Annotated in this window: 27 protein-coding genes and 1 pseudogene; 15 read left to right on the top strand and 13 right to left on the bottom strand. The window is 67.0% G+C overall.

Translation table 11 applies throughout. The features are described 5' to 3' along the window. The first annotated feature begins 50 nt into the window (after positions 1 to 50). Positions 51 to 1,163, top strand: a complete 1,113-nt coding sequence (locus tag IAG39_RS17080; protein ID WP_118931956.1) for an acyl-CoA dehydrogenase family protein — start codon at positions 51 to 53, stop codon at positions 1,161 to 1,163. A gap of 32 nt (positions 1,164 to 1,195) precedes the next feature. On the opposite strand, the gene IAG39_RS17075 is transcribed toward IAG39_RS17080, so the two are convergent. Beyond that, a complete protein-coding gene (locus IAG39_RS17075) occupies positions 1,196 to 1,750 on the bottom strand; it encodes a surface-adhesin E family protein (RefSeq protein WP_059379696.1) in 555 nt (184 codons plus the stop codon). A 119-nt stretch (positions 1,751 to 1,869) separates the two neighbouring features. Continuing rightward, the gene (locus IAG39_RS17070) at positions 1,870 to 2,559 is read right to left on the bottom strand and encodes a GntR family transcriptional regulator (protein ID WP_059379697.1); all 690 of its coding nucleotides are present in this window, start codon (positions 2,557 to 2,559) and stop codon (positions 1,870 to 1,872) included. Positions 2,560 to 2,682: 123 nt separating this feature from the next. Here IAG39_RS17070 and araD point away from each other — a divergent pair, with 123 nt between their 5' ends. The 3 genes from araD to IAG39_RS17055 are packed head-to-tail and all read left to right on the top strand — an operon-like array spanning position 2,683 to position 6,229. After that, positions 2,683 to 4,413: an L-arabinonate dehydratase gene (araD, locus tag IAG39_RS17065; protein ID WP_118931957.1), complete on the top strand. Its 1,731-nt coding sequence runs from the start codon at positions 2,683 to 2,685 to the stop codon at positions 4,411 to 4,413. A 57-nt stretch (positions 4,414 to 4,470) separates the two neighbouring features. Beyond that, a complete protein-coding gene (locus IAG39_RS17060) occupies positions 4,471 to 5,181 on the top strand; it encodes a ribonuclease activity regulator RraA (RefSeq protein ID WP_059379699.1) in 711 nt (236 codons plus the stop codon). A 58-nt stretch (positions 5,182 to 5,239) separates the two neighbouring features. Beyond that, positions 5,240 to 6,229, top strand: a complete 990-nt coding sequence (locus IAG39_RS17055; protein ID WP_059379700.1) for a Bug family tripartite tricarboxylate transporter substrate binding protein — start codon at positions 5,240 to 5,242, stop codon at positions 6,227 to 6,229. A 52-nt stretch (positions 6,230 to 6,281) separates the two neighbouring features. Here IAG39_RS17055 and IAG39_RS17050 read toward each other — a convergent pair whose 3' ends face one another. Both IAG39_RS17050 and IAG39_RS17045 read right to left on the bottom strand, forming a co-directional pair. Continuing rightward, the gene (locus tag IAG39_RS17050; protein WP_059379701.1) at positions 6,282 to 7,247 is read right to left on the bottom strand and encodes a tripartite tricarboxylate transporter substrate binding protein; all 966 of its coding nucleotides are present in this window, start codon (positions 7,245 to 7,247) and stop codon (positions 6,282 to 6,284) included. A 16-nt stretch (positions 7,248 to 7,263) separates the two neighbouring features. After that, positions 7,264 to 8,166 carry a dihydrodipicolinate synthase family protein gene (locus IAG39_RS17045; protein ID WP_059379702.1) on the bottom strand — a complete coding sequence of 301 codons (903 nt, stop codon included), beginning with the start codon at positions 8,164 to 8,166 and terminating at the stop codon, positions 7,264 to 7,266. Between the two features lie 279 nt (positions 8,167 to 8,445). Here IAG39_RS17045 and IAG39_RS17040 point away from each other — a divergent pair, with 279 nt between their 5' ends. Then, a complete protein-coding gene (locus tag IAG39_RS17040; protein ID WP_191295140.1) occupies positions 8,446 to 9,174 on the top strand; it encodes a GntR family transcriptional regulator in 729 nt (242 codons plus the stop codon). Between the two features lie 35 nt (positions 9,175 to 9,209). On the opposite strand, the gene IAG39_RS17035 is transcribed toward IAG39_RS17040, so the two are convergent. Then, a complete protein-coding gene (locus IAG39_RS17035) occupies positions 9,210 to 10,196 on the bottom strand; it encodes a tripartite tricarboxylate transporter substrate binding protein (protein WP_059379703.1) in 987 nt (328 codons plus the stop codon). Positions 10,197 to 10,391: 195 nt separating this feature from the next. Here IAG39_RS17035 and IAG39_RS17030 point away from each other — a divergent pair, with 195 nt between their 5' ends. The 5 genes from IAG39_RS17030 to acdA all read left to right on the top strand — a co-directional run bounded on the left by IAG39_RS17030 (position 10,392) and on the right by acdA (position 15,799). Next, complete coding sequence (locus tag IAG39_RS17030; protein ID WP_059379704.1) at positions 10,392 to 11,273, top strand: LysR family transcriptional regulator; 882 nt, start codon at positions 10,392 to 10,394, stop codon at positions 11,271 to 11,273. An 18-nt stretch (positions 11,274 to 11,291) separates the two neighbouring features. After that, positions 11,292 to 12,203, top strand: a complete 912-nt coding sequence (locus IAG39_RS17025) for a LysR family transcriptional regulator (RefSeq protein ID WP_118932023.1) — start codon at positions 11,292 to 11,294, stop codon at positions 12,201 to 12,203. Between the two features lie 120 nt (positions 12,204 to 12,323). Then, positions 12,324 to 13,523, top strand: coding sequence for a CaiB/BaiF CoA transferase family protein (locus IAG39_RS17020; RefSeq protein ID WP_118931958.1), 1,200 nt, complete (start codon positions 12,324 to 12,326; stop codon positions 13,521 to 13,523). A 57-nt stretch (positions 13,524 to 13,580) separates the two neighbouring features. Continuing rightward, the gene (locus tag IAG39_RS17015; RefSeq protein WP_118931959.1) at positions 13,581 to 14,540 is read left to right on the top strand and encodes a Bug family tripartite tricarboxylate transporter substrate binding protein; all 960 of its coding nucleotides are present in this window, start codon (positions 13,581 to 13,583) and stop codon (positions 14,538 to 14,540) included. A 53-nt stretch (positions 14,541 to 14,593) separates the two neighbouring features. Beyond that, positions 14,594 to 15,799, top strand: coding sequence for a 3-sulfinopropanoyl-CoA desulfinase (acdA, locus tag IAG39_RS17010; protein ID WP_118931960.1), 1,206 nt, complete (start codon positions 14,594 to 14,596; stop codon positions 15,797 to 15,799). Between the two features lie 142 nt (positions 15,800 to 15,941). Here acdA and IAG39_RS17005 read toward each other — a convergent pair whose 3' ends face one another. Then, complete coding sequence (locus IAG39_RS17005; RefSeq protein WP_124260346.1) at positions 15,942 to 16,271, bottom strand: hypothetical protein; 330 nt, start codon at positions 16,269 to 16,271, stop codon at positions 15,942 to 15,944. 211 nt (positions 16,272 to 16,482) lie between these two features. Between IAG39_RS17005 and IAG39_RS31600 the strand changes: the two are divergent. Then, positions 16,483 to 16,650: pseudogene (locus tag IAG39_RS31600) on the top strand (LysR family transcriptional regulator); the annotation flags it as partial. 32 nt (positions 16,651 to 16,682) lie between these two features. After that, positions 16,683 to 17,129: a GNAT family N-acetyltransferase gene (locus tag IAG39_RS17000; RefSeq protein WP_118931961.1), complete on the top strand. Its 447-nt coding sequence runs from the start codon at positions 16,683 to 16,685 to the stop codon at positions 17,127 to 17,129. A 99-nt stretch (positions 17,130 to 17,228) separates the two neighbouring features. Here IAG39_RS17000 and IAG39_RS16995 read toward each other — a convergent pair whose 3' ends face one another. Further along, positions 17,229 to 18,155 carry an alpha/beta hydrolase gene (locus tag IAG39_RS16995; RefSeq protein ID WP_118931962.1) on the bottom strand — a complete coding sequence of 309 codons (927 nt, stop codon included), beginning with the start codon at positions 18,153 to 18,155 and terminating at the stop codon, positions 17,229 to 17,231. Between the two features lie 180 nt (positions 18,156 to 18,335). On the opposite strand from IAG39_RS16995, the gene IAG39_RS16990 reads away from it, so the two are divergent. The 3 genes from IAG39_RS16990 (at position 18,336) to IAG39_RS16980 (ending at position 19,956) form a co-directional block, all read left to right on the top strand. Then, entirely contained in the window at positions 18,336 to 18,854 is a 519-nt protein-coding gene (locus IAG39_RS16990) for an O-acetyl-ADP-ribose deacetylase (protein WP_118932024.1), read from the top strand. A gap of 56 nt (positions 18,855 to 18,910) precedes the next feature. Beyond that, positions 18,911 to 19,480, top strand: a complete 570-nt coding sequence (locus tag IAG39_RS16985; protein WP_118931963.1) for a YdeI/OmpD-associated family protein — start codon at positions 18,911 to 18,913, stop codon at positions 19,478 to 19,480. 65 nt (positions 19,481 to 19,545) lie between these two features. Then, positions 19,546 to 19,956 carry a VOC family protein gene (locus tag IAG39_RS16980; protein WP_059379712.1) on the top strand — a complete coding sequence of 137 codons (411 nt, stop codon included), beginning with the start codon at positions 19,546 to 19,548 and terminating at the stop codon, positions 19,954 to 19,956. Positions 19,957 to 19,994: 38 nt separating this feature from the next. Here IAG39_RS16980 and IAG39_RS16975 read toward each other — a convergent pair whose 3' ends face one another. From IAG39_RS16975 to IAG39_RS16950, 6 genes are all read right to left on the bottom strand, one after another. Further along, the gene (locus tag IAG39_RS16975) at positions 19,995 to 21,368 is read right to left on the bottom strand and encodes a 3-deoxy-D-arabino-heptulosonate 7-phosphate synthase (RefSeq protein ID WP_118931964.1); all 1,374 of its coding nucleotides are present in this window, start codon (positions 21,366 to 21,368) and stop codon (positions 19,995 to 19,997) included. A gap of 65 nt (positions 21,369 to 21,433) precedes the next feature. After that, positions 21,434 to 21,919 carry a GlcG/HbpS family heme-binding protein gene (locus IAG39_RS16970; RefSeq protein ID WP_059379714.1) on the bottom strand — a complete coding sequence of 162 codons (486 nt, stop codon included), beginning with the start codon at positions 21,917 to 21,919 and terminating at the stop codon, positions 21,434 to 21,436. A 141-nt stretch (positions 21,920 to 22,060) separates the two neighbouring features. After that, positions 22,061 to 22,669, bottom strand: a complete 609-nt coding sequence (locus IAG39_RS16965) for a response regulator transcription factor (RefSeq protein ID WP_118931965.1) — start codon at positions 22,667 to 22,669, stop codon at positions 22,061 to 22,063. Between the two features lie 17 nt (positions 22,670 to 22,686). Beyond that, on the bottom strand, positions 22,687 to 24,123 hold the full coding sequence (locus tag IAG39_RS16960) for a sensor histidine kinase (protein ID WP_118931966.1): 1,437 nt from the start codon (positions 24,121 to 24,123) through the stop codon (positions 22,687 to 22,689). Positions 24,124 to 24,186: 63 nt separating this feature from the next. Next, positions 24,187 to 25,347 carry an HPP family protein gene (locus tag IAG39_RS16955; RefSeq protein ID WP_373428964.1) on the bottom strand — a complete coding sequence of 387 codons (1,161 nt, stop codon included), beginning with the start codon at positions 25,345 to 25,347 and terminating at the stop codon, positions 24,187 to 24,189. A 92-nt stretch (positions 25,348 to 25,439) separates the two neighbouring features. Beyond that, complete coding sequence (locus tag IAG39_RS16950; protein WP_059379717.1) at positions 25,440 to 25,892, bottom strand: MarR family winged helix-turn-helix transcriptional regulator; 453 nt, start codon at positions 25,890 to 25,892, stop codon at positions 25,440 to 25,442. Positions 25,893 to 25,901: the final 9 nt, after the last annotated feature.

The following is a 25,901-nucleotide window of genomic DNA, read 5'->3' as shown; positions in this document are numbered from 1 at the left end:
GCCGGGCCGCCCGCGCCGGCGCATCCCATGACGACCCGCTGGAGACTCCCATGGCCCTTACGCCCGTCCACGCCGCGCTGCCGGCAGACCTGAAAGCCTGGCTGCGGCAACACGCCGACGCCTTGGACGACGGCAGCCTGGACGCGGCGGAGTTGTTGCCGCGGCTGGCCGCCGCCGACGTGTTGCGCCATGGCGTGCCCGTGGCGCAAGGCGGCTTGCCGGGCACGGATATCGGCGATGCCATCGAAACCATTGCGCAGTTGGCGGAACTGTCCGTCGCCGGCGCCTTCGTGGCCTGGAGCCAGCGCGTTTTCATCGAGTACCTGTTGCGCAGTCCGAACGCCGGTCTGGCGGATGCCTGGCTGGGGTCATTGCTCCAGGGCGGGCAGGCCGGCGCGACCGCGCTGTCGAACGCCATGAAGTTCCTCAGCGGCATCGAATCGCTGCAGATCGCCGCGCGCGAGGCGGGCGACGCGTGGGCGCTGGACGGACAGATGCCTTGGGTCACGAACCTGCGGCCGCAAGGCTTCCTGGTGGCGGCCGCGGTCGCCGCGCCTGATGGCACGCCGGCGGTGGTGGCGCTGCCGCACGACATTGCGGGGCTGGAGCGCAGCGCGGACCTGCCTTTGCTGGCGTTGCAGTCGACCAATACCGCCGCGCTGGCGCTGCGCGATGTGCGCATCGGCCCCGAATGGCTGATCCATTCCGACGCGCGCCAATACCTGCCCCAGGCCCGGCCGGCCTTCGCCGGCATGCAGTGCGGCCTGTCCATCGGCTTGGCGCGGGGCGCCTTGCGCGCCGCGCTGGAGGCCGGGCAGGGCCAGGCCTCGCGCGGCATCCTGGGCCAGCCGCTGCAAGCGCTGGGCGCGCAACTGGATGCATTGACCGCGGGCTTGCTCGAAGGCGTGCGTAGCGGAAGCTTCGTGGCGCAGCCCTGGCGGCTGTTCGAAATCCGCATCGCCTTGGCCGAAGCGGCCCAGCAGGCGGTGCAGCTGGAATTGCAGGCCAGCGGCGGCGGGGCCTATCTGCGGCAGGCCGGCTCAGGCTTTGCCCGGCGTTGGCGGGAAGCGGCCTTCCTGCCCATCGTTACGCCCAGCCTGGTGCAGTTGAAGACCGAACTGGCCAAACGCCAGGCGCGGCTGGCGGCCGAAGCGGCGGGATAGGCGCGCGGCGCGGCAGCGACGGCCGGCTGCTGCTACTTGCGCGGCCCCTTGCCGTTGGCCGGGCAGACGATCTCGCGCAGCTTGCGCTGCACAGGGTCTTGCGTGATGGGCGCATTGCGGATGCCGGGCGGGGGCAGGGATTCGACGACGGGGCCGGTGGCGTTCTCGCCCGCATGGTGCACGACCTGGCTGACGGTATAAGTGCCGGCGGTGCAATTCATGGTGACCGGTTGGGTCACGGAGCGGTAGGGCTGCCCGTTGGCGGCGGAAATCTTGGGCTGGGCATAGAACCAGGCCACGTTCACTGCCCTGACGGCGGGGCGCTCCGATACGACCTTGACCGACGCGCTGTCGTAGAACACGCCTGGCATGGCTTGCGGGTCGAGCGGCAGCCAGTCCGGTTCGGCGGACACCATGCCGCCGGGTCCAGGGTCACGCGGCACGATGTTCACGGCGCAGGCGTCGGCGGGGACTGGGTCGCCTTCGCGTACCGTGACGGTTTCGCAGGCGCCGGGCGGGGCGGCCTGCGCGGGGTGGGTCCAGGCGGTCACGGCCAGGGCGATCAGGAATGCGTGCCTTGCGGTCATTGGTGTTTTCCGGTGGTGGCGCGGGGCGCCGGCGCCAGGCTTGTGGCCGCGGCGTGTCCCCGATCATACCGGGCAGGGCGCGCATGCGCGGGGCGAATACGTCCGAGGGGCGGCGGGGCCTACGCCGTCAGCACATATTCCGGATAGCGCTTGCAGATCTCGGCCACTTGGCTGAGGGTGCCCGAAAGGTGTTCCCGCAGCACCTGCTGGGCGCGCTGCGGGTCCTGCGCGACGATGGCGTCCAGCAGGCGCTGGTGGTCGTCCAGGATGCGTTCGGCCTTGCCGGCCTCGGGCAGGTGCAAGCGGCGCAAGCGGTCCAGGTGGCCGCTGTAGCGTTGCGCGAGTTCCCACAGCCGGGTCACGCCGGCGGCTTCGTGCATGTCGCGGTGGAAGGCCTGGTCGGCGTCGATGAAACGCTGGAACTGGCTGCTGGCGTGGCTGGCGCGCTGCAGGTCGATGCTGGCCTGCAGGCGCTGGAAGAGCTGGGGATCCGGGCGCTGCGCCAGCATCTGCACGATTTCGAGTTCCAGCGAGCGGCGCAGGAAATGCGCTTCGCGCGCGGCGTCCACGTCGATGCGGCTGACCACCGTGGTGTGCTGCGGATAGATCTCGACCAGCGCTTCTTCGGCCAGCCGCATCAGCGCGTCGCGGATCGGGGTCTGGCTCAGGCCGTAGGTTTCCGCCAGCGTGATGCGCGACAGGGGAGTACCCGGGGCCAGTTCCAGGGACACGATCTGTTCGCGTAGATGTTCAAAGACCTGGGGCGCGGCGTGGCGCGAACGGTCCAGTCTGAGCTTGGTGCTTTGCATCGGGTCGCGTGCGGAGTTGGGCCTGAAGAGTAACGGAGTTTAGCGGGTTTTTACCAGGCTGACGCACTAATGTATTAGTGTTTAAATGGCCCGGTCGCCACTATGAAACTCCGCCTCGCCCCTATGAAACGCTCCTACGAAAGCCTGCGCAGCGCCGCCTGGATGGCCAAGGACGACCTGCGTTCCTTCGGCCACCGCTCCCGCATGATGCAGATGGGCTATGGCCCCGACGACTGGGCGGGCCGCCCAGTCATCGCCATCATCAACACCTGGTCGGACCTGAATCCCTGCCACAGCCACTTCAAGCAGCGCGTCGAGGACGTCAAGCGCGGCGTGTTCCAGGCGGGCGGCTTTCCGGTGGAACTGCCCGCGATCTCGGTGTCGGAGTCCTTCGTCAAGCCGACCACCATGCTGTACCGCAATTTCCTGGCCATGGAGACCGAGGAGCTGCTGCGCAGCCATCCGGTCGACGGCGCCGTGCTCATGGGCGGCTGCGACAAGACCACGCCGGGTCTCATCATGGGCGCGGTCAGCGCCGGGCTGCCCTGTGTCTATGTGCCCGCCGGCCCCATGTTGCGCGGCAACTGGAAGGGCAAGATCCTGGGATCCGGGTCGGATGCCTGGAAGCTCTGGGACGAGCGCCGCGCCGGCAAGATCACGCAGGAGCAATGGACCGAGGTCGAGGGCGGCATCGCCCGCAGCTACGGCACCTGCATGACCATGGGCACCGCCAGTACCATGACCGCCATCGCCGAAGCCATAGGCATGACGCTGCCGGGCGCATCCTCGATCCCGGCGGCGGACGTCAACCACATGCGCATGTCGGCCGAATGCGGCCGGCGCGTGGTGGAGATGGTCTGGGAAGACCTGACGCCGCAGCGCATCCTGAGCCTGGCGTCCTTCAAGAACGCCATCAACGTGGCCATGGCCATGGGCTGCTCAACCAACGCCATCGTGCACCTGGTCGCCATGTCGCGCCGCGCCGGCTGCGCCGTGGGACTGGACGATTTCGACGCCGCCAGCCGCAAGGTGCCGGTGATCGCCAACATCCGGCCCAGCGGCGACACCTATCTGATGGAAGACTTCTTCTACGCGGGCGGGCTGCCGGCGCTGATGTCGCGGCTGCAAGACCATCTGGATCCGTCCGCCATGACCGTCACCGGCAAGACGCTGGGCGAGAACATCGCCGGCGCCGAAGTCTACAACGACGACGTGATCCGCCCGCTGGACCAGGCCATCTACGACGAAGGCGCGCTGGCAGTGCTGCGCGGCAATATCGCGCCGGACGGCTGCGTCATCAAGCCCAGCGCATGCGCGCCGCAGTACCTGCGGCATACCGGCCCGGCCCTGGTGTTCGACGATTACCCCAGCATGAAGGCCACGGTGGACGACGAGAACCTGGACGTCACCGCCGACCACATCATGATCCTGCGCAATGCCGGACCGCAGGGCGGTCCCGGCATGCCGGAGTGGGGCATGCTGCCCATCCCGACCAAGCTGGTGAAGCAGGGCGTGCGCGACATGCTGCGCCTGTCCGACGCGCGCATGAGCGGCACCAGCTACGGCGCCTGCATCCTGCACGTGGCGCCGGAAAGCTATATCGGCGGCCCGCTGGCCCTGGTAAAAACGGGCGACCTGATCACCGTGGACGTGCCCGCGCGCAGCATCCACCTGAACGTCAGCGACGACGAGCTGGCCGCGCGCCGCGCCGCCTGGACGCCGCCGCCCAGGCGCTACGAGCGCGGCTACGGCTGGATGTACTCGAAGCACATCCTCCAAGCCAACGACGGCTGCGATTTCGATTTCCTGGAAACCGCTTTCGGCGCACCCGTACCCGAACCCGAGATCTTCTAGCGCGCCATCCGCGCCCACCCCATTGCCTTCAGCCCCCCCGGAGCCATCGTGTCCCAAATGAATCCTGAAACCCGCGCCCGCCTGGCCGGCGTCAGCACCGCCACCCTGTGCACGGCCTTGTTCAAGCGCGGCCTGCGCAACCAGTTCATCCAGGACGTGCGTCCGCTGAACGCCACGCTGCCCAATATGGTCGGCCCGGCGTTTACGCTGCGCTACATCCCCGCGCGCGAGGACCTGAATACCATCAAGGTGTTCGAGGACCGCGCCCATCCGCAGCGCGTTGCGGTCGAGACCTGCCCGGAAGGCGCGGTGCTGGTCATGGACAGCCGCAAGGACGCGCGCGCGGCTTCCGCCGGCTCCATCCTGGTGACGCGGCTGATGAAGCGCGGCGTGGCTGGGGTGGTCACGGACGGCGGCTTCCGCGATTCGCCCGAGATTGCCGAGTTGGGCTTTGCCGCCTATCACCAGCGGCCTTCGGCGCCCACCAACCTGACCCTGCACCAGGCCTTGGACATCAATGCGCCCATCGGCTGCGGCGATGTGGCGGTGTGGCCGGGCGATATCGTCGTGGGCGACCGCGAGGGCGTGGTGGTGATACCCGCCAGCCTGGCCGACGAGATCGCCGTCGAAGCCGTGGAGATGACGGCCTTCGAGGACTTCGTGACCAGCGAGGTGCAGCAGGGCGCGTCCATCCTGGGGCTGTATCCGCCCACGGACCCCGGCACCAAGGACAAGTTCGCCGCATGGCGCAAGCAACAGGGCCGCTGAGCCTTGCCGCCGGCGCAGCCGGCAACCCCATAAGCCAAACAAGAGGCAGGAGACAACCATGAACACGCAACGACGCGGCGCGCTGGCCGCGCTGCTGGCCGCCGCCATGCTGGGTACGCTGGCGGCGCCCGCGCAGGCCGCCGACTGGCCCGCGCAGAAGCCGATTTCCTATGTGGTGCCATTCACCGTGGGCGGTTCGACCGACGTGGTGGGCCGGGTGCTGGCGCAGAAGCTGGGCGACCGCCTGCACCAGAACGTCATCGTCGAGAACAAGCCCGGCGCCGCGGGCGGCATCGGCGCGACCTATGTGGCCAAGGCCCCGCCCGACGGCTACACCCTGTTCGGCGGCACCATCAGCACGCACGCCATCAACGCCAGCCTGTACAAGAACCTGAAGTACGACCCGGTCAAGGACTTCGAGCCGGTTTCGCTGATTGCCTACCTGCCTAATGTGCTGCTGGTGGACCCCAACCTGGGCGTGAATTCGGTGGCCGACCTGATCGCGCTGTTGAAGCGCGACCCGTCCAAGCGCACCTTCGCGTCCTCGGGCGCGGGCACCTCCACGCATCTGGCCGGCGAACTGTTTTCCAGCATGATAGGCGTGCCGCTCACGCACGTGCCGTACAAGGGCACGCCGCCCGCCATGGTGGACGTGTCCTCCGGCGCGGTGACCTTCATGTTCGACCAGATGACGGCGGCCTTGCCCCTGCTGCAGACCGGCAAGCTCAAGCTCCTGGCCGTGACCACCAAGGACCGCATCGCGCTGGCGCCCGAGGTGCCGACCATGCAGGAGGCCGGCGTGCCGGGCTTCCAGATGGCGTCCTGGCAGGCGGTATACGCGCCCAAGGGCACACCCAAACCCATTCTCGACAAGCTGGCCCAGGAAATCGCAGCGATCCTGAAAGAGCCGGACGTGCAGGAGAAGCTGGGCAAGACCATGGGGATGGAACTGGTCGGCAGCACGCCCGAGCAACTGCGGGACCTGATGGCGACGGAAATCCCGCGTTGGGCGGAAGTGGTGAAGAAGTCGGGCGCGACGGTCGAATAGGCGGATCGGGCGAGCGGGCGTGGCGCGCCCGCCGCCGTTCAGGGCTACGCGTTCAGGGCTTCAGATTGAGCTTGGGCACCAAGGCCTTGAACGCCTCTTCCTGGCGCGCCACGTCGGCCGTGAATTGCGGCAGGTCGGCGTAGGAGGGCGTCAGGTTCTGCTTGCGCATCAAGGCCTGGAAGTCCTGCGATTGCGCCACCTGGCGGGCCGCGGCCCGCCATTTCTCGACCGCGTCGGCGGGCGTGGCCTTGGGCAGGCCGATGCCGCGCCAGACGCTGAACTGCAGGTCCGCGCCTTTCTCCTTCATGGTCGGGACAGAGGGCAGGTTGTCCAGGCGCTTGGGCGCCATGACCGCCAGGGTGCGCAGCTTGCCGGTCTCGACGTGCTGCTGCAGTTCGGCGTAGGCGACCGTGGTGGCTTGCACATCGCCCGCCAGGAGGCCCATGATGGCCGGGGCCGACCCCTGGTAAGGCACGTGCACGAACTTCACGCCGGCCTGTTCGCCCAGCGCCGCCGCCGCCATGTGCGGCACCGTGCCGATGCCGGCATTGGACACGGCGACGCGTTCGGGATTCTTCCTGGCGTCCGCCAGGAATTCCTCCACCGTCTTCCAGGGCGCGTCGGCGCGCACCGTGACCGATGAGGGATCGTCGGTGAAGCGGGCGATGGGCTGGAAGTCGCCCACCGTGGTCTTGCCTATGCCCATCAGGGGCACCACCAGCATTTCGGGCGTCATCAACACCAGCTTGTAGCCGTCGGGCTGCGCGTTGGCCACGTAGGCCCAGCCGATGGAGCCGCTGGCGCCCGGCTTGTTGATCACCACCGTGGGCTGCGCCAGCAGGGGCGGGCGCACCGCCTCGGCGATGGCGCGCGCGGTGTTGTCGCTGCCGCCGCCGGGCTGGTAGGCGACCACCAGTTCCATCGAGCGGGCGGGGTAGTCCGCGGCATGCGCGGCGGACAGGACGGAAACTGCGGACAGGGCGCTGAGGGCCAGCGCGGACAGGCGGTAGGGGCGCATGGTGGCGGCTCCGGTATCAGTAGCCCAGGGCGGAAAGATCCGCGAGCGTCTGTTTGGTGATGGCGATGGTGCGTTCGCGTTCGGCCCCGGCCAGGTCCAGGCGCGGCGGCTTGACGGTTTCGGCGCTGCCGGTGATCAGGTGTTCGGCCAGCTTGATGTGCTGCACCAGCTTGACCACGGTGTCCAGGTGGAACAGCGGCGTCAACGCGGCATAGAGCTTGCGGGCCCGCACGAAATCGCCTTCGACGGCCAGCTTCAGCAGGTCCACCGAAGCCTTGGGCACGGCGTTGGCCATGCCGGATACCCAGGCCGTCACGCCCAGCGCGGCGCTTTCCAGGATCAGGTCGTCCACGCCGCAGACCACGGCAAGGCGGTCGCCGAAGCGCGTGATCAGGTCGGTGACGCGGGTGGTGTCGTAGGACTCCTCCTTGATGGCGACGATGGTCGGCTCTTCCAGCAGCTCGGCCACCAGGTCCGGCGTCAGGTCCACGCCGTAGCCGCGCGGGTTGTTGTAGAGCAGGATGGGCAGGGCGCTGGCGCGCGCCACTTCGCGATAGAAGGCCACGGTCTCGCGGCCGTCGGACTTGTAGGTCAGGCCGGGAAACACCATCAGGCCGTTCACGCCAATGCGCGCGGCTTCCTGCGCGAAGGCGGCGGCGCGGGCGGTGCCGGTTTCCGCCACGCCAGAAATCACCGGCACCCGGCCGCGCACGGTGTCCACGGCGGTGCGCAGCACCTGCAGCTTCTCTTCGGGCGAGAGCTGGGCGTTTTCGCCCACCATGCCCATCATCACGACGCCGCCCACGCCGTTCTCGATCAGGCGTTCCAGTCCCAGGCGGATGGCCTCCAGGTCCAGCGAAAAATCGGGTTTCAGCTTGGTGGTGACGGCGGGGAATACGCCTTGCCATTGAATGCTCATGCTGCGGCTCCTGATGCGTGGTCCAGCCGAAGCAATCCGGCTGGATGATGGTTATTGGATATTGGATCCAAAAATATGGGGCTTAAAAAAACGAGGCTCGGGCCTCGGTCCGTCGCCCTGGCGGGCGGCGGTTTGAACTGGATCATGGATCCAATATACTCACATTAAAAGGGCTGTGGCTATCGGCTGTCTCTCGGGGTTTTCCTGGGCATGGCGGCGCGGGTTCCGCGTAGTCCCTCCCGTGCCGCTCCCGCCGCACGGTGCAACCAGGCAGGTTTCATGTCACAGAATTCGCCGCTTTCCGCTTCCAACCCGTCCCGTTCCCAGGCCGCCAGCCCCGGCCGCCTGGTGCGCAAGACCGCCGTCGAACTGGTGGTCGACGAATTGCGCGACCGCATCCTGTCCGGCGCGCTTCCTCCTGGCTCGGCGCTGCGCCAGGAATTGTTCGCCGAGGAACTGGGGGTGAGCCGGCTGCCTGTGCGCGAGGCTATCCGCCAGCTCAGCGCCGAAGGGCTGATCGACATGATTCCGCATCGCGGCGCCTACGTCTCCATGCTGTCGCGCGCCGAGGTGCAGGAGTTCTTCGACATCCGGCTGCGGCTGGAGCCATGGCTGCTACGCGTGGCCGTGCAGCAGCGCGAGCCCCAGGACCTGGAGCTGGCGAGCCAGGTGGTGGCGCAGATGGACACGGCCGAGCCCGAGCAATGGGGGCGCCTGAACTGGCAGCTGCACGAACTGCTGTACCGTTCGGCGCAACGGCCCGCCGCGCTGGCCATGGTGCGCGCGCTGCACGAAAAATCCGAACGCTATTTCCGCTTCCAGATCGTCAACGCGCCGATCCGCCAGCAGGCCCACGACGAGCACAGCGAACTGATCGCGCTCGCCCGGCAGGGCCGGGCCGAAGACGCCGAAGCCGCGCTGGAGCGGCATATCGGCGAAGCCGCCGAGCAGATACTCGCCATCGTCGATCATCTGCTGGATGCGTCGGCCTTGCAGGAACCCGCCTAGACGTCCAGCTCCAGCGTGCCGCAGCCGCGCTGGCCTCAATTGATCTTGATGTTGCGTTCCTTCACCAGCGTCTTCCATTGCGCGGTCTCGCGCGCCAGGTGGTCGCGCAGTTCATCCGGCGTGCCGCCGATGGGCTCGGCGCCGATGGAGTCCAGCGTGGCGCGCACCTTGGCGTCGTTCAGCGATGCGCGCATCGCGGCGTTCAGTTTCGCAACCACCTCGGGCGGCGTGCCGGCGGGGGCGAAGGCCGCGAACCAGGGCATCAATTCGTAGCCGGGCAGGCCGCTTTCCGCGACGGTGGGCACGTCGGGCAGGGCGGCCGAGCGCTTGCTGGTGGTCACTGCCAGCGCCCGCAGCTTGCCGGCTTCGATGTGCGGCTTGGCGGAGGTGATGCTGTCGAACATGTAGTCCACCTGTCCGCCCAGCAGGTCGGCGACGGCGGGGCCGCTGCCTTTGTAGGGCACGTGCAGCATATCCACCTGGGCCATGGACAGGAACAGTTCGCCCGCCAGATGGATGGAGGTGCCCACGCCGGCCGAGGCGTAGGTGTAGTGGTTGGGCTGCGCCTTTGCCTTGGCAATGACGTCCTGCACGCTGGTGGCGCCGGTGCGCGCGGGATTGGTGACCAGCACGTTCGGCACCACGGCCAGCAGCGAGATCGGGGCGAAATCCTTGATCGGGTCGTAGTTCAGGTCCTTGTACAGGGCCGGGTTGACGGCCATGCCGTTGGCGACGATCAGGATGGTGTAGCCGTCGGGCTTGGCGCGGGCCACGCTGGCCGCGCCGATATTGCCGCCCGCGCCGGCGCGGTTCTCCACGATGAAGGTGGTGTTGAGCTGCTTGCCCATGGATTCGCCCAGGGTGCGGGCGATGCTGTCCATCGCGCCGCCGGGCGGGAAGGGAACGATCCATTTGACCGGGTGGTCCGGGTACGTCTGGGCCAGCGTTGCGGACGCGCCGCCCAGCAGCGCCAGGCCGGCACAGGCCAGGGCGATTCGTTTGAATACAGGGCGCAAGCGCATGATGGTCTCCGTAATGCTGGAATTATTGTGTTGCCGCGCGCCTTTGGCCCAAGGATCCCGGGCAGGTAACTCCCGGGATTCATACTTTCAAAGTGCAGGCTTGCGCGACGGTTCAGTATGGCTTGCGTTTTCCCTGCGAGTCCAAGACTATATGGGTTCCGATTGATACCTTTATGGTATGTATGGAGCCATGCCATGCAACTGAGGCAACTGCGTTATTTCCAGGCCGTGGCGGAGGAAGGCAGCTTCACCCGCGCGGCCGCCCGGCTGCACATGGCCCAACCGCCCCTCAGCCGCCAGATCCGCCTGTTCGAGGAAGAACTCGGTGTGCAGCTGTTCGAACGCACCACGCGGGCGCTGCGTCTGACGGAAGCGGGCCGCTTCCTGCTGGAGCAATCGCGCCTGCTGACCGCGCGCCTGGAAGAGGTGCTGGAAGGCACGCGCCGGCTGGGGCAGACCCAGCGGCGCTGGTTCGGCATAGGCTTTGTGCCGTCATCCCTGTACGGCTTCGTGCCCGAGCTGATCCGGCAGCTGCGCAACGCCGACCCGCAGGTCGAGGTGGGTCTCACGGAAATGACCACCTTGCCGCAGCTGGAAGCGCTCAAGGCCGGCCGCATCGACCTGGGCATAGGCCGCATCCTGTTCGACGATCCCGCCATCGAGCGGCGGGTGCTGATGACCGAAGCGCTGATGGCCGCGGTGCCGCTGGGCCATCCGATCGCGCGGCTGCGGCGCGTGTCCGTCGAACGCCTGGCGCGCGAACCTTTCGTGCTGTATCCGGCGCGCCCGCGGCCGAACTTCTCCGACCATGTGTTAGGCCTGTTCCGTGCAGCGGGACATGCGCCGCAGGTGGTGCAGGAAGCCAACGAACTTCAGACCGCCATCGGCCTGGTGGCGGCGGGGCTGGGCGTGACGGTGGTGCCGGCGTCGGTGCAGCGCTTGCAGCGGCAGGATGTGGCGCACGTGGCGATCGATGCCGATACCTTCGTGTCGCCGGTGATCGTCAGCTACCGCAAGGATGACACGTCGGCGTTCCTGGCGCGGGCGTTGGGGCTGGCGCAGGCGCTGGCCGGTTAGCAGCAAGGAGACATGACCATGCCGGATCAGGCCGCGAAATCCCTCTCCCTCAGGCAACTGGAACTGCTGCTGGCGCTGGCCTCCGCCGACAGCATCGCGGGCGCGGGCGCGCGGCTGGGGATGACGCCCTCGGCCACCAGCCACGCCCTGCGCACGCTGGAGGCCACGCTGGGAGCGCCCTTGCTCGACCGCAACGCATCGGGCGTGCATCTTACCTATGCCGGGCAGCAGATCCTGCCGCACGTCAGGGACGTGTTCGCCTCCCTGCAGATCGTGCGGGCGACGGCGAACGCCAGCGCGGGCTTGCGTTCGGGTCTGCTGAATCTGGGTTCGCTGGGGGCGAGTTCCTCACTGAACATCCTGCCGCAGCTGCTGGAGATGTTCAAAGCCCGGTATCCGGGCGTCGATGTGTTCGTTACCGAGAAGCCGGACCCGGAACTGGAGCGCGCGCTGGTCGAACGGCGTATCGAGATCGGCGTGGTGGCCTTACCCAAACCGGATTTCGACACGCTGCCGCTCGTTACCGACGAGCTGATGGTGGTGCTTCCTGCCGGCCATCCGCTGGCCGGGCGCAAGACGATCGCGGTGAAGGAGCTGATCGACTATCCCCTGATCATGACGCGCGCCGGTTCGCAGCCTGTCATTACGCGCATGTTCGAGCGCGCCGGCGCCAAGCCGCATATCGCGCACGATCTTTCGCAGATCATGTCCATCCTGGAATTCGTCCGGCGCGGGCAGGGCATCTCCGTGCTGGCGTCGCTGGTGCTGCCGCAGGCCTACGACGGGCTGGTCTACCGGAAGATCAGCCCCGCTTCCAAGCGCAGGATCGGGTTGGCCTGCCTCAATGAACGCAAGCTGTCGCCTGCCGCGCATGCCTTCTGGGCCATGGTCAGGGACGCCGCGCCCAAGCTGAAATTTCCGGTCAAGTAGCGCCGCGCGTCGCCCGTCCGGACCGGGCGGCAAGCCGTCCTTCATATTGAAAAAAAACTCAATTGAAGGTGAGGATTGCGAATTTTAGACTGCATCGATCGACTCTGATGGAGAAGGCGTATGCAGTCAGTGGAAGCTTCCGCGCTCAAGGGCGTGCGTGTCCTGGACCTCTCGCGCATCCTGGCGGGTCCCAGCGCGACGCAGCTGTTGGGCGACCTGGGCGCGGACGTGGTCAAGGTGGAAAAGCCGGACGAGGGCGATGACACCCGCAAATGGGGGCCGCCTTACATCAACGACCAGGACGGCCACGCGACCGCGGAAAGCGCCTACTACCTGAGCGCCAACCGCAACAAGCGGTCCATCGCGATCGACATCGCCACGACGGCGGGCCGGGAAACGCTGCATCAACTGCTGGACCACGCCGACGTGCTGGTCGAGAACTACAAGGTCGGCGGCCTGGCCAAGCACGGGCTGGACTATGAACAGCTCAAGCACCGGTATCCGCGCCTGGTCTATTGCTCCATCACCGGCTTCGGGCAGACGGGGCCATACGCCAAGCGCGCGGGCTACGACTTCCTGATCCAGGGCATGGGCGGGATCATGAGCCTTACCGGCGAGCCGCAAGGCGCGCCCATGAAGGTGGGCGTGGGCATCGCCGACGTCATGACCGGGATGTATGCCGCCGTCGGCATCCTGGCGGCGCTGCGCCACCGCGACCTGACCGGCCAGGGCCAGCACATCGACATCTCGCTGCTGGACAGCCAGATTGCCTGGCTGGTGAACGCCGGGACGAACTATCTCGCCAGGCAGGAGCCGCCCGTCCGCCTGGGCAACGGCCACCCCAACATCGTGCCCTACCAGGTATTCGACGCGGCGGACGGTCCCATGATTCTTGCCGTGGGCAACGATGCGCAGTTCCGGCGCTTCTGCGAGGTTGCCGGCGTGGCCGGGCTGGCGGACGACGAGCGCTATGCCTCCAATGCGGCCCGCGTCGCCCACCGCGTCGAACTCTGCCAGCGGGTACAGGAAGCGCTGGCCCGGCGCCCCAGGCAGGTTTGGCTGGAACAGCTGGAAGCCGTGGGCGTGCCTTGCGGTCCGGTCAACGACCTGCGCGACGTATTCAACGACCCGCACGTACAGGCTCGCGGCGCGCAGTTGCGCATGCCCTGCGCATGGGCGCAAGGCGGCGAACTGAACCTGTTGGCAAATCCGCTGAAGCTGTCCGCCACGCCGGTCTCCTATCGCAATCCGCCGCCCCGCCTGAACGAGCATGCGCGGCAGATCCTGGACGATTGGACGGCGGGCGGTCCGCCGGACTGACGTCACACATCTTAGACAACACCGCTTCGACGAAGGCGGACACAAGAGGAGAGAGGCATGGATAGGAGACAGTTGCTGGCGCTGGCCGCATTGACGCCATTGAGCCGCGCATTTGCGCAAGGCAAGTATCCGTCGCAGAGCATCAGGCTGGTCGCGCCCTATGCGCCGGGTGGAACCGTGGACATCCTGTCGCGGCAGTTGGCCGAGCCGATGCGCGCCAGCCTGGCCCAGTCGGTGATCGTGGAAAACCGCGGCGGCGCCGGTGGCACGCTGGGCGCCGACGCCGTGGCCAAGGCCCGTCCCGACGGCTACGCGATCCTGTTCGGGGCGGTGCATCACGCGATCGCCCAGTCGGTGTATCCGAAGCTGGGATACGACATCCGCGAGATGACGGCGGTGGGTTTTCTGGGACGCGTCAACCATGCGCTGATCGTCAACAAGGATCTGCCCGCGCAGAATGTGCAGGAGCTGGTAGCGCTGCTGAAGGCCAATCCGGACAAGTACAGCTATGCCACGCCGGGCGCGGGCACCATGCAGCACCTGATGGCCGAATACTTCAAGAACGTCACCGGCACCCAGATGATGCACGTGCCTTACCGCGGCTCGGCGCCGGCGATCGTGGACATCATTGCCGGGAACGTGCACATGATGTTCGAGACCATGCCTTCGGCCATCCAGCACATCAGGGCCGGCAGCGTGCGCGCGATCGCGGTGACGTCCAAGGTGCGTTCGCCCAGCCTGCCCGACGTGCCCACGGCGGCGGAGAGCGGCGCGGCCAATTACGACGCGACCAGCTGGTATGGCATCTATGCGCCGCCGTCCACGCCCGCGGACGTGGTGCGCGTGCTCAATGCGGCGGTCAACGAGGCGTTCGCCGATCCGGCTTTCGTTCAGCGCTGGATTGCGTTGGGCGCCGACGCGGGCGGCGGCACGCCGCAGGAGCTCGCCGCCCTGACGCGCAGCGAAGTCGAGCGCTGGGCCGAGGTGGCGCGGCGCGCGGATATCAAGGTGGGTTGATGCCGGCGGGCCTGGCGGCCCGGCCGGAGTTTTGCACGTAGCAAGGATGAACCATGACTGAGCTTTCTCAAGAACAATCGGCGCTGCAGCAGCGCGCGCGCGAACTGGCGCAGACCGTATTCAAACCGACGGCCGCGGCCACCGACCAATCCGAACAGTATCCCTGGGACAATGTCCGCCTGCTGCGCGAAAGCGGCTTCATGGGCATGACGATTCCGCGCGAGTACGGCGGACAGGGGCTGAGCTATCTCGATACCGTCCTGGTCGTGGAGGAAATGGCCAAGGCTTGCGCCACCATGGGACGCATCACGGTGGAAGCCAATATGGGCGCAATCGGCGCCATCATGCAATACGGCAGCCATGAGCAGAAGACGCTGGCCGCCGGGTGCGTGCTGGCGGGCGACAAGCCCGCCATCTGCATCTCGGAGCCCCAGGCCGGCAGCGCCGCCAGCGAAATGGGCACACGCGCCGTGCGTGTGGGCGACGACTACCTCATCAACGGCGAGAAATACTGGATCACCGGAGGCGGGGTGTCGCGCCTGCACCTGATCTTCGCGCGCGTGTTCGACGAGGGCGTGGATCTGGGCATAGGCGCCTTCATCCACGTGCGCGCGCCCGACGCCGCGGACGATGGCCTGGAGATCGCCAAGCGTTCCTACGCCATGGGCGTGCGGGGCATACCCGAGACGTACATCAAGTTCCGCGACCTCAAGGTGCACAAGTCCATGCTGGTGGCGCCACCCGAGGGCCTGAAACGCGGCTTTGCCGGGCTGATGCAGGCCTACAACGCCCAGCGCGTGGGCGCGGGCACCGTGGCGCTGGGCATTGCGCAGGGCGCCTTTGAAGAAGCCGTGGAATACGTCAAGCAGCGCCAGCAGTTCGGCCGGCCGATAGCGGAGTTCCAGGGCTTGCAGTGGATGGTTGCCGACATGGCCATCCAGTTGAACGCCGCGCGCCACATGCTTCATGCGGCCGCGCGCAGCGGCACGCCGCGGACTTTCGGCTTTCCGGACTTGTCGCTGGCCGCGCAGGCAAAGATATACGCGGCGGAAACGGCGCAGCGCGTGACCAACGACGCCTTGCAGCTGCACGGTTCGTCAGGCTATGGGCGCGACCTGCCGATGGAGCGCCACGTGCGCGACGCACGCATGTTCACGATCGCCGGTGGCACGGCGCAGATCCTGCGGACTCAGGTCGCCTCCGCCGTGCTGGGGATGAAGCTGCCGCAGACGCGGGACGGGTATTTGCGAGGACGGTGACTTGCCGTCCTGAAGCAACGCCCTGGCGTAAAACCAGGGCGTTTTCGTATTTTTAGCTTGTATATATTGGATATGGCCTGCTGATTATCCAATACGGATTTGGGAGTGCGTCGCACGGTGCGACGTGGCGCGACAAAATCAGTCAACGCCTGCAAACAAAAAAGCCAACGAACAGCATTCCAATTAAGGTTCCTCCCAGAGCCAGCGCTGCGAGCTCTCCGCGTTGCGACTCGTGGAAATACAAAATACACGAGAAGGCAGCGGTAAGCACGATCAACAGGACCAAAACAAAAGCGCGCCATTTTTTCAGAAACGCACAGCGCACATCGTGCAAGGCGAATTCAGGTTTGCGCATGAGTTTTCGCGTAGAAAAGCGGCCGGTATTAAATTCTGCCAAATATCCCGCTGATGGGATAGTGATGTCCAGCGCATAATCTGTTCGTATAAACCCTGATTCCTTGTTGGTGCGCATCCTTTGCATTAGTTCGTTGATGGGAATCGTATTCGATCGCGTTAATGCCAATACCGTTTCATTAATCGTGACATGGCAAAGATGATTCGGTCCGCCGAATATCGCAAACTGCGGTTTGGATTCACTGGATTAACTAGTGGCAGGACACCAGTTCAGGGGTAATGCCGGCGGGCAAAGGTCCGTGCGTTCCCAGAATAGGCCGGTCGCAAGGCCCGGGCAGTGGGCCTTTGAGATAGATCGCAAGCGGCGCAACGTCGGGGTCCGTGGTCCATTCCAAACTACCACGATGGCGGTCTATTCCGCCGTCAGCGCCGGGCTCGGCATCGCCTATTCGCCACGGTGGCAGATCAGGCACCTGCTGGATGCGGGGCAGGTAGACTAAGAATCCCCCAATCCCGATGCGCAGCGATCATGTCTTTCCAAACGCAGGTCCGAATCGCCCAGAGCGTAGACATCGATTCGATTGTTGAACTGGATCCGATCGCCAGGCAGGAACCGGGCAGGAGGACATTTATCGCCCAGGCGGTGGCTGCTGGCCAATGCTGGGCCGCGACGGCAGCGGAGGATGCTTCGGCGCTGGTCGGTTATGGGGTGCTTGACCGCTCGTTCTTCGGACATGATTTCATTCCGCTGATCGTCGTCAAGCGTTCGGCTCGACGCCGTGGCGTCGCGACAGCCATTATGCGGACCCTGGAACTGCAATGCCAGGGAGGAAAACTCTTCACGTCGACAAACAGGTCAAACATCGCGATGCGCCAATTGCTTGGCCGGCTTGGCTTTATCAGAAGCGGCCAAATCGAGAATCTGGACGACGGCGACCCCGAGCTCGTATTCGTGAAGCTCCGATCGTCCCTTTGAGAGGCGTCATAGGTCTGAGGTTGTCCAACGCCACCCCATCACGGCGGACAAGGCCGCGATGCCACATGGCGCGGAAGGCGAAGGACTTTCTGTATTGCTTCAGCGCACCGGCAGCAGATATTTCAGGGCCTGCATAAAGCCGCGCGGCGCCACGGTGAGATGGTCCTCGTCATTCAGTACCACCGACTTCAGTTTCAAGCCTGGATACTGCCGGCTTTGCAGCGCCGCCTCCAGCGCACGGTTGTCGGCGACCATGTCCACCGTCTGGTTGTAGCGACGGTCGCCTTTGCGCAGGGCTTCGTAGGCGCCGACATAAAGATAGACATTCGCCGTCAGGTCCCGATGCTGCTGGGCATAGCGCGCTTCGAGTTTCAAGGCATGCCGTTTGTCGTACCAGAGGGACGGGCTGCCGAGGACATAGCCGTTGAACATGCCGGGCTCGGTGAACAGGATCTGTGTCCCCAGCAGCGCCCCATAGGAGTGGCCAAGAAAGAGGGTTCTGGCCGGGTCGGTCCGGTAGCGGGCGGTGATGTAAGGCTTCACCTGATCGCGCAGATACGCTTGATAGGCGCGCGCCTGGCCATGGACCGCGTTGGCCGGTGCCGTGCTTGGGCCGTTCGGTGTCGGCGTGTAGTCGCGCTGGCGGCTGACTCCGCCATCTTCCCCCTTGCCATATGACAGGCCGACAAGAATGAACTCCTCGATTTGCGGTCCCTCCACGTTCAGGCGGCGCGCCAGCTGCCGGATGATCGGGAAGGCGTAGTCGGCGTCGGTCACATAAAGCACCGGGTAGCGCCGTTGCGGCTGTTTCGCATAGGACGGCGGCAACGCGACATAAACCTGATAGCCGCGGCCCGACACGGGATCGGGCACGTCCCATACTTCGCTATCGGCAATTTCATATGGGCGGCCCTCGCCAGATTGCGCCTTTGGCCTCGACTGGGCCAGCGCTTGCGTCGAACCGCCGGGCACGCCGACGCTCACCAGGAGGGTAACCAACAGGGCATTCAAAAGGCGTCGTTGCATGTGGGGAAACGGCGTCAGCCTGCAATCTTGAGTGCATGAAGTGGGCGGAATTGTAGACTGGCAACATAATCCCGATCCGTCGCCGCCAGCAGGCGTGATGAGTGCCGTACGCTTGCCTGCAGGAAGATCGCCCTGCAAGTGCGCCGCGGCGACGGCGTTCGTACCGCAAAGAGCAAGATCATGGCCACAAGGCTGCGCGCAATCCGTTCAGATATCACGAAGCTGCACGTGGACGCCATCGTTAACGCCGCAAACTCCTCATTGCTGGGCGGAGGGGGCGTCGATGGCGCCATCCACCGCGCCGCGGGTCCGGATCTTGTGCATGAATGCAGATTGCTGGGCGGCTGCAAGACGGGGGATGCGAAGGTGACCAAGGCCTATCGCCTGTCCGCGCAGTACATCATCCATACCGTGGGGCCGGTGTGGCGGGGCGGAGAGAGCGGGGAGCCGGCGCTGCTGGCCAGTTGCTACCGCCGATGCATCGAGCTGGCGGAAGAAAGGGCGGTCACGTCGATTGCGTTGCCCAGCATCAGCACGGGGATATATGGGTATCCCATAGCGTTGGCGGCGGAGGTCGCTGCCAAAAGCGTCCGCGAAAGTCTGGCCGGGGACTCATCCATACTGGAGGTGATCTTTTGCTGCTTTTCGGCGGAAGACCTTCTTCAATATGAGCGCATCTTGAATCGGCCGCGTGCATGACACTGTGCAGGGCTGCCGCGAGTGGTTTGTTGGACTGCCATTGAACGGAACGCTCCATGACTGAACCTCGCCTGACATTCCTGGCCCAGAGCGAATGGGAAGATTGGTTGACGCACAACGGCGAGACGTCGGCGGGGGTATGGCTGCGTATTGCCAAGAAAGGCGCCGGGCAGCGGACCTTGACGTACGCGCAGGCGGTGGAGAGCGCGCTTTGCCATGGCTGGATCGATGGCCAAAAACAGGCCGAAAGCGAAGAAACCTGGCTGCAGCGCTTTACCCGGCGTTCTCCGAAGAGTATTTGGGCCAAACTCAACACGGATCGGGCCGAAGCGCTCATCGCTGCAGGCAGAATGCTCCCGGCCGGCATGCGGGAAATCGAAAAGGCCAAACAGGACGGACGCTGGGCCGCCGCCTATGCCTCTCCCAGCAATTCGGTCGTGCCGGGCGACCTGCAAGCCGCGCTGAACGCCAATCCCAAGGCCAGCGCGTTCTTTGCGACGCTGAACAGCCGGAACCGCTACGCCATTCTGTTCCGGATCCAGCATGCCAAAAGGCCCGCAACGCGGGCGCGCAAGATCCAAGAGTTCATCGGCATGCTTGATCGCGGTGAAACGATTCATCCCTGAAGCGGGACGTTCGACAGCCGATGAAAGCCGCAGGACAATGCCAAGTCCGACCCGGGAGAATCCGCATGCCAGCATTTCAAATCAAGCACCTGGACCATGTCGTGCTCAGGGTTCAAGACCTGGCGCGCAGTGTGGATTTCTACACGAAGGTATTAGGCTGCTCCGTCAAGAAGAAGAACGACAAGCTCGCCATGATCCACCTGAGCGCCGGCGGGTCCATGATCGATCTGATCGATGTGCAAGGACCCTTGGGCGCCGCTGGCGGGGCCGCGCCTGAAAAAGAGCGGCGCAACGTCGACCACTTTTGCCTGCGGGTCGATCCGTTCGATGAAGCGGCCATCGTGCAACATCTACAAGCGTTTGGCATTGCCGCGGACAAGGCCGTGTTGCGGTATGGCGCGGAAGGCGAAGGGCTTTCGATCTATTGCTTCGATCCCGATGGCAATCAAATCGAGCTGAAGGGGCCCGCGGTCTAGGGCAAGCACAGTACGAAACCGGCCCGCGGGCGTGGGCCTCAGCGCGTGGCGCCTTCGATCGCCGCCATCAGGTCATCCGGGTGCGCCATCAGTTCGCGCGCCTGGCATAGCGTCGGGTATTGCTGCAGCACGCCGGCCCATTGGGCCGATTGCAGCAGCTGTTGCCAGACCGGTTCCAAGGTCTCGGGGGCCGCGTCCAGACCCTGCGCCAGAAGACCGGCATATTCCAGGCTGGGCGGCGCGGACAGCAGCTGCATGCGGCTGGCGGCGCTGAGCAGGCGCGGGATCGCATCGGCCGGGCCGTCGCAGACATAGAGCACGGTGGTATCGAGCTGCGGGCCTTCGGCGGGCAACGCCCGCAGCGCCGCGCCACGCAGGGGGTACCGGCCCTGGCGCGTACTGAAGGCGTAGTCGGTCCGTGGATCGGCTTGCGTCAGCAGGCGCAGCCCGCGCAGCAGGCGCGGGAAGTCGGTGGCGGCCGCGTCGGCCGAGGCCTTGGCTTCAAGCAGCAGGCACAGGTCCCAGGCCGGCGGCGCGCCATCGCCCGCAGCCCGGCGCAGCAGCGCGGCATCCCATTCTGTCTTGGCGCGGTCGGTGTTGGCGGGCATCGAAGGCGGTACGCGCATGGAGGACACGGCCTGGTAGGCCTGGCTGCCGTCGGCGTCGTTGAGACGGCGCGCCAGGGCCTGGAGCGCTTGCAGCGCCTGCGCCTCGACGGCGTCGCCGCGCAACCGCGAGGCGTTGCCTTCGGCCAGGGCGGTGGCGCTGCCCGGGCGCGGGCCTTGCTGTTCCCACAAGGCGCGGTAGCGGCGCACGTCGCTGTCGGCGGTCAGGGCGTCCAGGCGTTGCAGATGATCCAGCGCGGGGCTGTCGAGCAGGCGGTCGAGCGCGACGGAGGCCGGTTGGGCTTCGGAGGACAAACTGAGAAGCCGGCGCGCGGCTTCGGGCAGCGCCGCCCAGGACTCGGATGCCGCCGCGGCTTGCAAGGCGGCCATGGCGTCGCGCGCGGGGCCTGCCGCCATGCGTTCAAGCTTGGCAGGATGGGCGATGGCGTTGGCGGCGGCGATGATCTCGCGGCGGTCCTGGGCGGCGCGCGCGGCCAGGGAGGCGTACTCGCGCACGAGCGGCAGGCGGTGCCGCAGCAGCAGGGCCTGGAATGCGGGATCGCCGTCGGATTCGCGCATGGCGTCGCGTATCAGGCGCGCCAGGGCGTCAAGAAAGGCCCGCTTGACCGATGACGGCGGCGAGCAGCCGTCATCGAGCGACAGCCGGGCCTGTTCGATGGCGACGGCCAGCGCGGTCGCGGGCGCGGCGTCTTCGGCGGGGATGCGGGAAATGGCCGGCACGCGATAGCGCCGGGCGGTGCGGCGCAGGATGGCGTCGAGCAGGGAGAGGGAGGGCGGCTGGGGCATGGCGCCCCAAGCCTACCGCGATGCCGCCGGCGCGGCAAACGCGCCTCGTCGCGGCCGGCAGCGGCTTACTTGAACAGTTCGGCGTTCTCTTGCAGGGCGGTGTCCGCGCATTGCGCGTCCAGGTTGCCGCCGGGGGCGCCCGCCACGCCGATGGCGCCGATCACGGCCGAGCCGGCCTTGACGGGCACGCCGCCGCCCAGCACCAGGAAGCCCGGAATGTCGGTCAGGGTGGCCGCGGCGGGATTCTTCTGCACGTTTTCCAGCATCGTCAGCGTCGGCGTCTTGGCCGAGACGGCGGTGTAGGCCTTGGCGCGGCTGGCCTCGATGGTGTGCGGGCCGGCATTGTCGGCACGGGCGAAGGCCTTGAGCAGGCCGGCGCGGTCCACCACCGAGGCGCTCACGTTGTAGCCCTTGGCCTGGCAGGCGGCGACGGTGGCCGTGGCCAGCTTCTGCGCGTCGGCCATGGACAGGTTGCTCTCGTTGAGCACGGCGGCGTTGGCGGCGCCGGCGCAGGCGAACAGGGCGGCGAAAGCGATGAGTTTGGGCGACATGTCTGTGTCCTTAGTGGGTCGGTGACAGGAACAGACAGAGTAAAGATGGCGGCCGATCGGCGGTATTCGGTCGGCTACGCTGGGGCCTCCGTAGGGCTACGGAGGGGGGCCGTGCAAGGTTGCTGGCCGCCTGGACCGGCCTTAGCCCAGCAGCCCCGCGTACTCGCGGATCAGCCCGGCCAGGTTGTCCGCTTCCAGCTTGGCGAAGACGTTGGCGCGGTAGGTCTCCACCGTGCGCGGCGACAGGTCGAATTCGCGCGCGATCTCCTTGTTGCTCAGGCCCTGCACGACGCGCTCCAGCACGTCGCGCTCGCGCCCGGACAACTTGTCCAGCCGTTCCTGCGCGGCCTGGGTCACGGCGAGTTTTTCGCGGCTGGCGATGTGGGTGCGCACGGCGGCCTGCACCGCGTCCAGGAAGACGTCGTCGTCCACGGGCTTTTGCAGGAATTCCATGGCGCCGCCCTTGAAGGCGCGGCGGCACAGGTCCACGTTGGCATGGCCGGTCAGCATGACCACGGGCAGGTCCGATTGCTCGGCCAGCCGGCTCAGCACGTCCAGGCCGCTGATGCCGGGCATGCGGATGTCCAGGACCACGCAGCCGATGGCCTGCGGGTGCAACTGGGCCAGGAAGGCCAGCGGGTCGCCGTAGCCCTCGCTGCGCAGGCCCACGCTGCGCAGCAGCAGCGCCAGGCCGTCGCGCACGGCGTCGTCGTCATCGACCAGGTAGACCAGCGGGGATTGTTCGAACATGGGAGATTCCTGCGGCGTCAGGCGGCGGCGGCGCGCGGCAGGCTGACCGTGAAGCAGGCGCCTGCCGGGCTGAGATTGCGCGCGGCGATGCGGCCGTCCATGGAGCCGGCCAGCGTGTCGCACAGCGCCAGCCCCAGGCCCATGCCTTGCGGCCGCGTGGTGTAGAAAGGAGCGAACAGGCGCGGCAACGCGTCGGCGGCGATGCCGGGGCCGGTGTCGCTGACGCTGAACAGATAGGTGTCGCCATCGGCGCGGCCCTCCAGCGAGATCTGGCGCGGCCCGGCAACGTCGGCCAGCGCATCGGCGGCGTTCTGCACCAGGTTGTGCAGGATCTGCTCCAGGGCCACGCGGTCGCCCAGCGGACGCATGCCCGGGTTGGCGTTGTGCCAGCTCAGCCGTATGCCCAGCCGGGCCAGTTCCGTTTCGCGCAGAAAGCGCAGCGACGCCACCAATGCGTCGGGGTCCAGCGCTTCGCGCCGGGCGGGCGAGCTGGGCTGCACCAGTGCGCGCATGCGGCTGATGATGTCGGCGGCGCGCTTGGCCTGTTCGGCGCTGGCCAAGAGCGCGTGGCGCACGGCGGGGCGTTCCTCTTCGTCGTCCAGCAGCCGCTCGGCGGCGCGGGTCTGGGCCAGGATGGCGGTCAGCGGCTGGTTCAGTTCGTGGGCGATGCCGGCGGCCATTTCGCCTAGCGTGCTCAGGCGCGCCATGGCGCCCAGGCGCAGTTGCTCCTGGTGGCGGCGGGCCTGGGCGCGAGAACGCTGCCAGGCCGCGGCGCCGGCCACCAGCAGCGCGCTGGCCAAGCCCCAGGCGAGCCAGGTGGCCCAGGGCCAGACGCCGGGTGTCAGCGTGCGCGTGCTGCGCATCTGGAAGGGCTGGCTGGCCGCGCCCAGCGGCTTTTGCAGGGCCAGCGGCCAGCCGGGACCGCTGGCGTCTGGCTGCTTGTCCAGCAGCCGCAGCGGGGTCTGGTCCACCGTCAGGGTCAAGTTGGCCAGGCCGGGAGGAAAGTCGGCGGCGGGTATCAGCTGGCTGGCGTCAAGCAGCAGGCTCCAGCTGGAGGGCGCCACCAGCCAATAGCGTGCGGTGTCCACCGGCAGCGTCACGGGCCGGCCCAGGCCGCGCGCGCGTTCGACGGCGGCCGCCAGGCCCGGGGGTTCGGCCACGCTGCCGCTCCAGGCGCCGCCGGACAGGTAGCCCAGCCCCAGCAGTTGGGGCATGGCCGGCCGCAGGCTGGGATAGAGGCGTTCGGGAGCAGGCGGGTGGGAGAGGGCGGCCAGGGTCGCCAGCACGGCTTCATGCTGCACCGTCTTCTGGCTCAGCATGCGCTGCGCCACGCTGGTGCTCTGGGTGAAGCGTTCGTACTGGTCCACATAGTCCTGCCGCCCGATCCAGAGGGCGCCGAAGGTGAACAGGACCAGCCAGCAGAAGAAGGCGCGAGCGCGCGATAGGGGATTCACGCCTGAAATTATGCCTTGCGGCCAACGCGGGCAGGAATCCGTAGGGCTACGGAGGGTCGGCGCTCAGGCCGCCAGCCGCTGGGCGTCCGGGTCCGGCGCCTGCGAGCTGGCCGCGAGCGCGATCTGGTACAGCGCCGCCACCAGGTCCGATTGCGTCACCAGTCCGACCAGGTTGCGCGCTTCATCCAGCACCGGCACGCAATGCAGGCTGTCCGACATGGGGCGGGCCAGTTCGATGACGGGCAGGCCGGGGGTGGCGAAGGGCACTTCGCTACGCATGCAGTCGGCCACCAGCAGGCCGGGCGCGGCATCCGCGTCGACGGCGACGGCAGCCAGCCGGGTTTGGCGCGCCAGCACGTCGCCCTGGCTGACCATGCCGGCGTAGCGGCCGGCCGAATCCAGCACCGGCAGCGCCTGCAGGCGATGCTTGTCGAACAGACGCACGGCGTAGTCCAGCGGGTCCTGGGCCTGCACCGTGACCACGTCACGCGACATGATGTCGGCGCAATGCACGTCGCCAAAGCGCCGTACGCTGGCGCGCATTTCCGCGGCCAGGACGATTTCTTCCAGGTCTTCCTTGCTGATGTCCAGCAGCTCGCCGCGTTGCGTGAGCGCGTCGTCCAGGTCGGCCAGGCTGAAGCCCAGGCGGGCGCTGGGCGCGAGGTCGCGGGTGTTGTGGCCGGCGGCCGGGTCGGCGTGGCGGCGCGGATAGTTGCGCTTGAGCGCGCCATTGAAGACCACGGCGATGCAAAGCAGGATGGCGGAGTTCAGGGCCACGGGCCAGAGCGCGAAGCCGTAACCCAAACTGGCGACGGCGGGGCCGCCCAGCACGGCGGTCAGCGCCACCGCGCCGCTGGGCGGATGCAGGCAGCGCAAGGAGAACATGGCGCCGATAGCCAGCGCCACCGCCACGGCGGCGGCCACGCCAGGCACGGGGATGAACTGGGCGCAGAAAACGCCGATCAGGGCCGATACCAGATTGCCGGCCATGATGGACCAGGGCTGGGCGAGCGGACTGGCGGGGGCGGCGAACAGCAGCACGGCGGACGCGCCCATGGGGGCGATGAACCAGGGGCTGGCGTCGCCCAGCGCGTGGCGGCCCACCCATTCCGTGCAGAACAGGCCGAGCAGCGCGCCCAGCGCGCCGTACAGTTTCTCGCGTCCGTTGACGCCCACCGGCGCTGGCGCGAACGAGCCCAGCCAGCGCTTGATTGCTACACCCAAAACGATCTCCTCGCGCATCAATATGTCGCGGGGCGACAATTTATCACGCGAGGCAAGGCTGCGCTGCATAAGCTTATGCAGCAGGATGTGGATCAGGCGTTGCCGGAGTCGTCGCCGATGCGGGTCAGCAGGCGCGTCAGCAGCGGGCGCATGGCGCGCAATTCTTCCAGGTGCGAGGCCGAGAGGTCTTCGAGCATGCGCTCGGCCTTTGCGGTCAGCACGACCTCGACGCGGCGGCCGTCTTCGGGGTCCGCCTCGCGGCTGACCAGGTCCAGGCGCGCCAGCCGGCCCACCAGTTCGGCGGCGGTGTGCGGGCGGATCAGGAGGCGTTCGGCGATTTCGCCGACATACAGGCCACGGCGGCCGGGGGCGTTCTTGCGGGTGCCCTTGATGGCGAGCAGGGCCTGGTGCTGCTGCGGCATCAGGTCCAGCCCGGCGGCGGCGTTTTCGCTGAAGGCGGCAAAGCGGCGCAGCGCATAGCGGAAGTCGGCCAGGAGCTCGTAGTCCGTGGCGGTCAGCTGGGGTGGGGGCGGAGGCGGTTTCACCTGGCCGAT

The organism is Achromobacter xylosoxidans (assembly GCF_014490035.1).
Classification (GTDB): domain Bacteria; phylum Pseudomonadota; class Gammaproteobacteria; order Burkholderiales; family Burkholderiaceae_B; genus Achromobacter; species Achromobacter bronchisepticus_A.
Note: the sequence above shows the minus strand (reverse complement) of the source record. Positions and strands in the feature narration are given on the sequence as shown.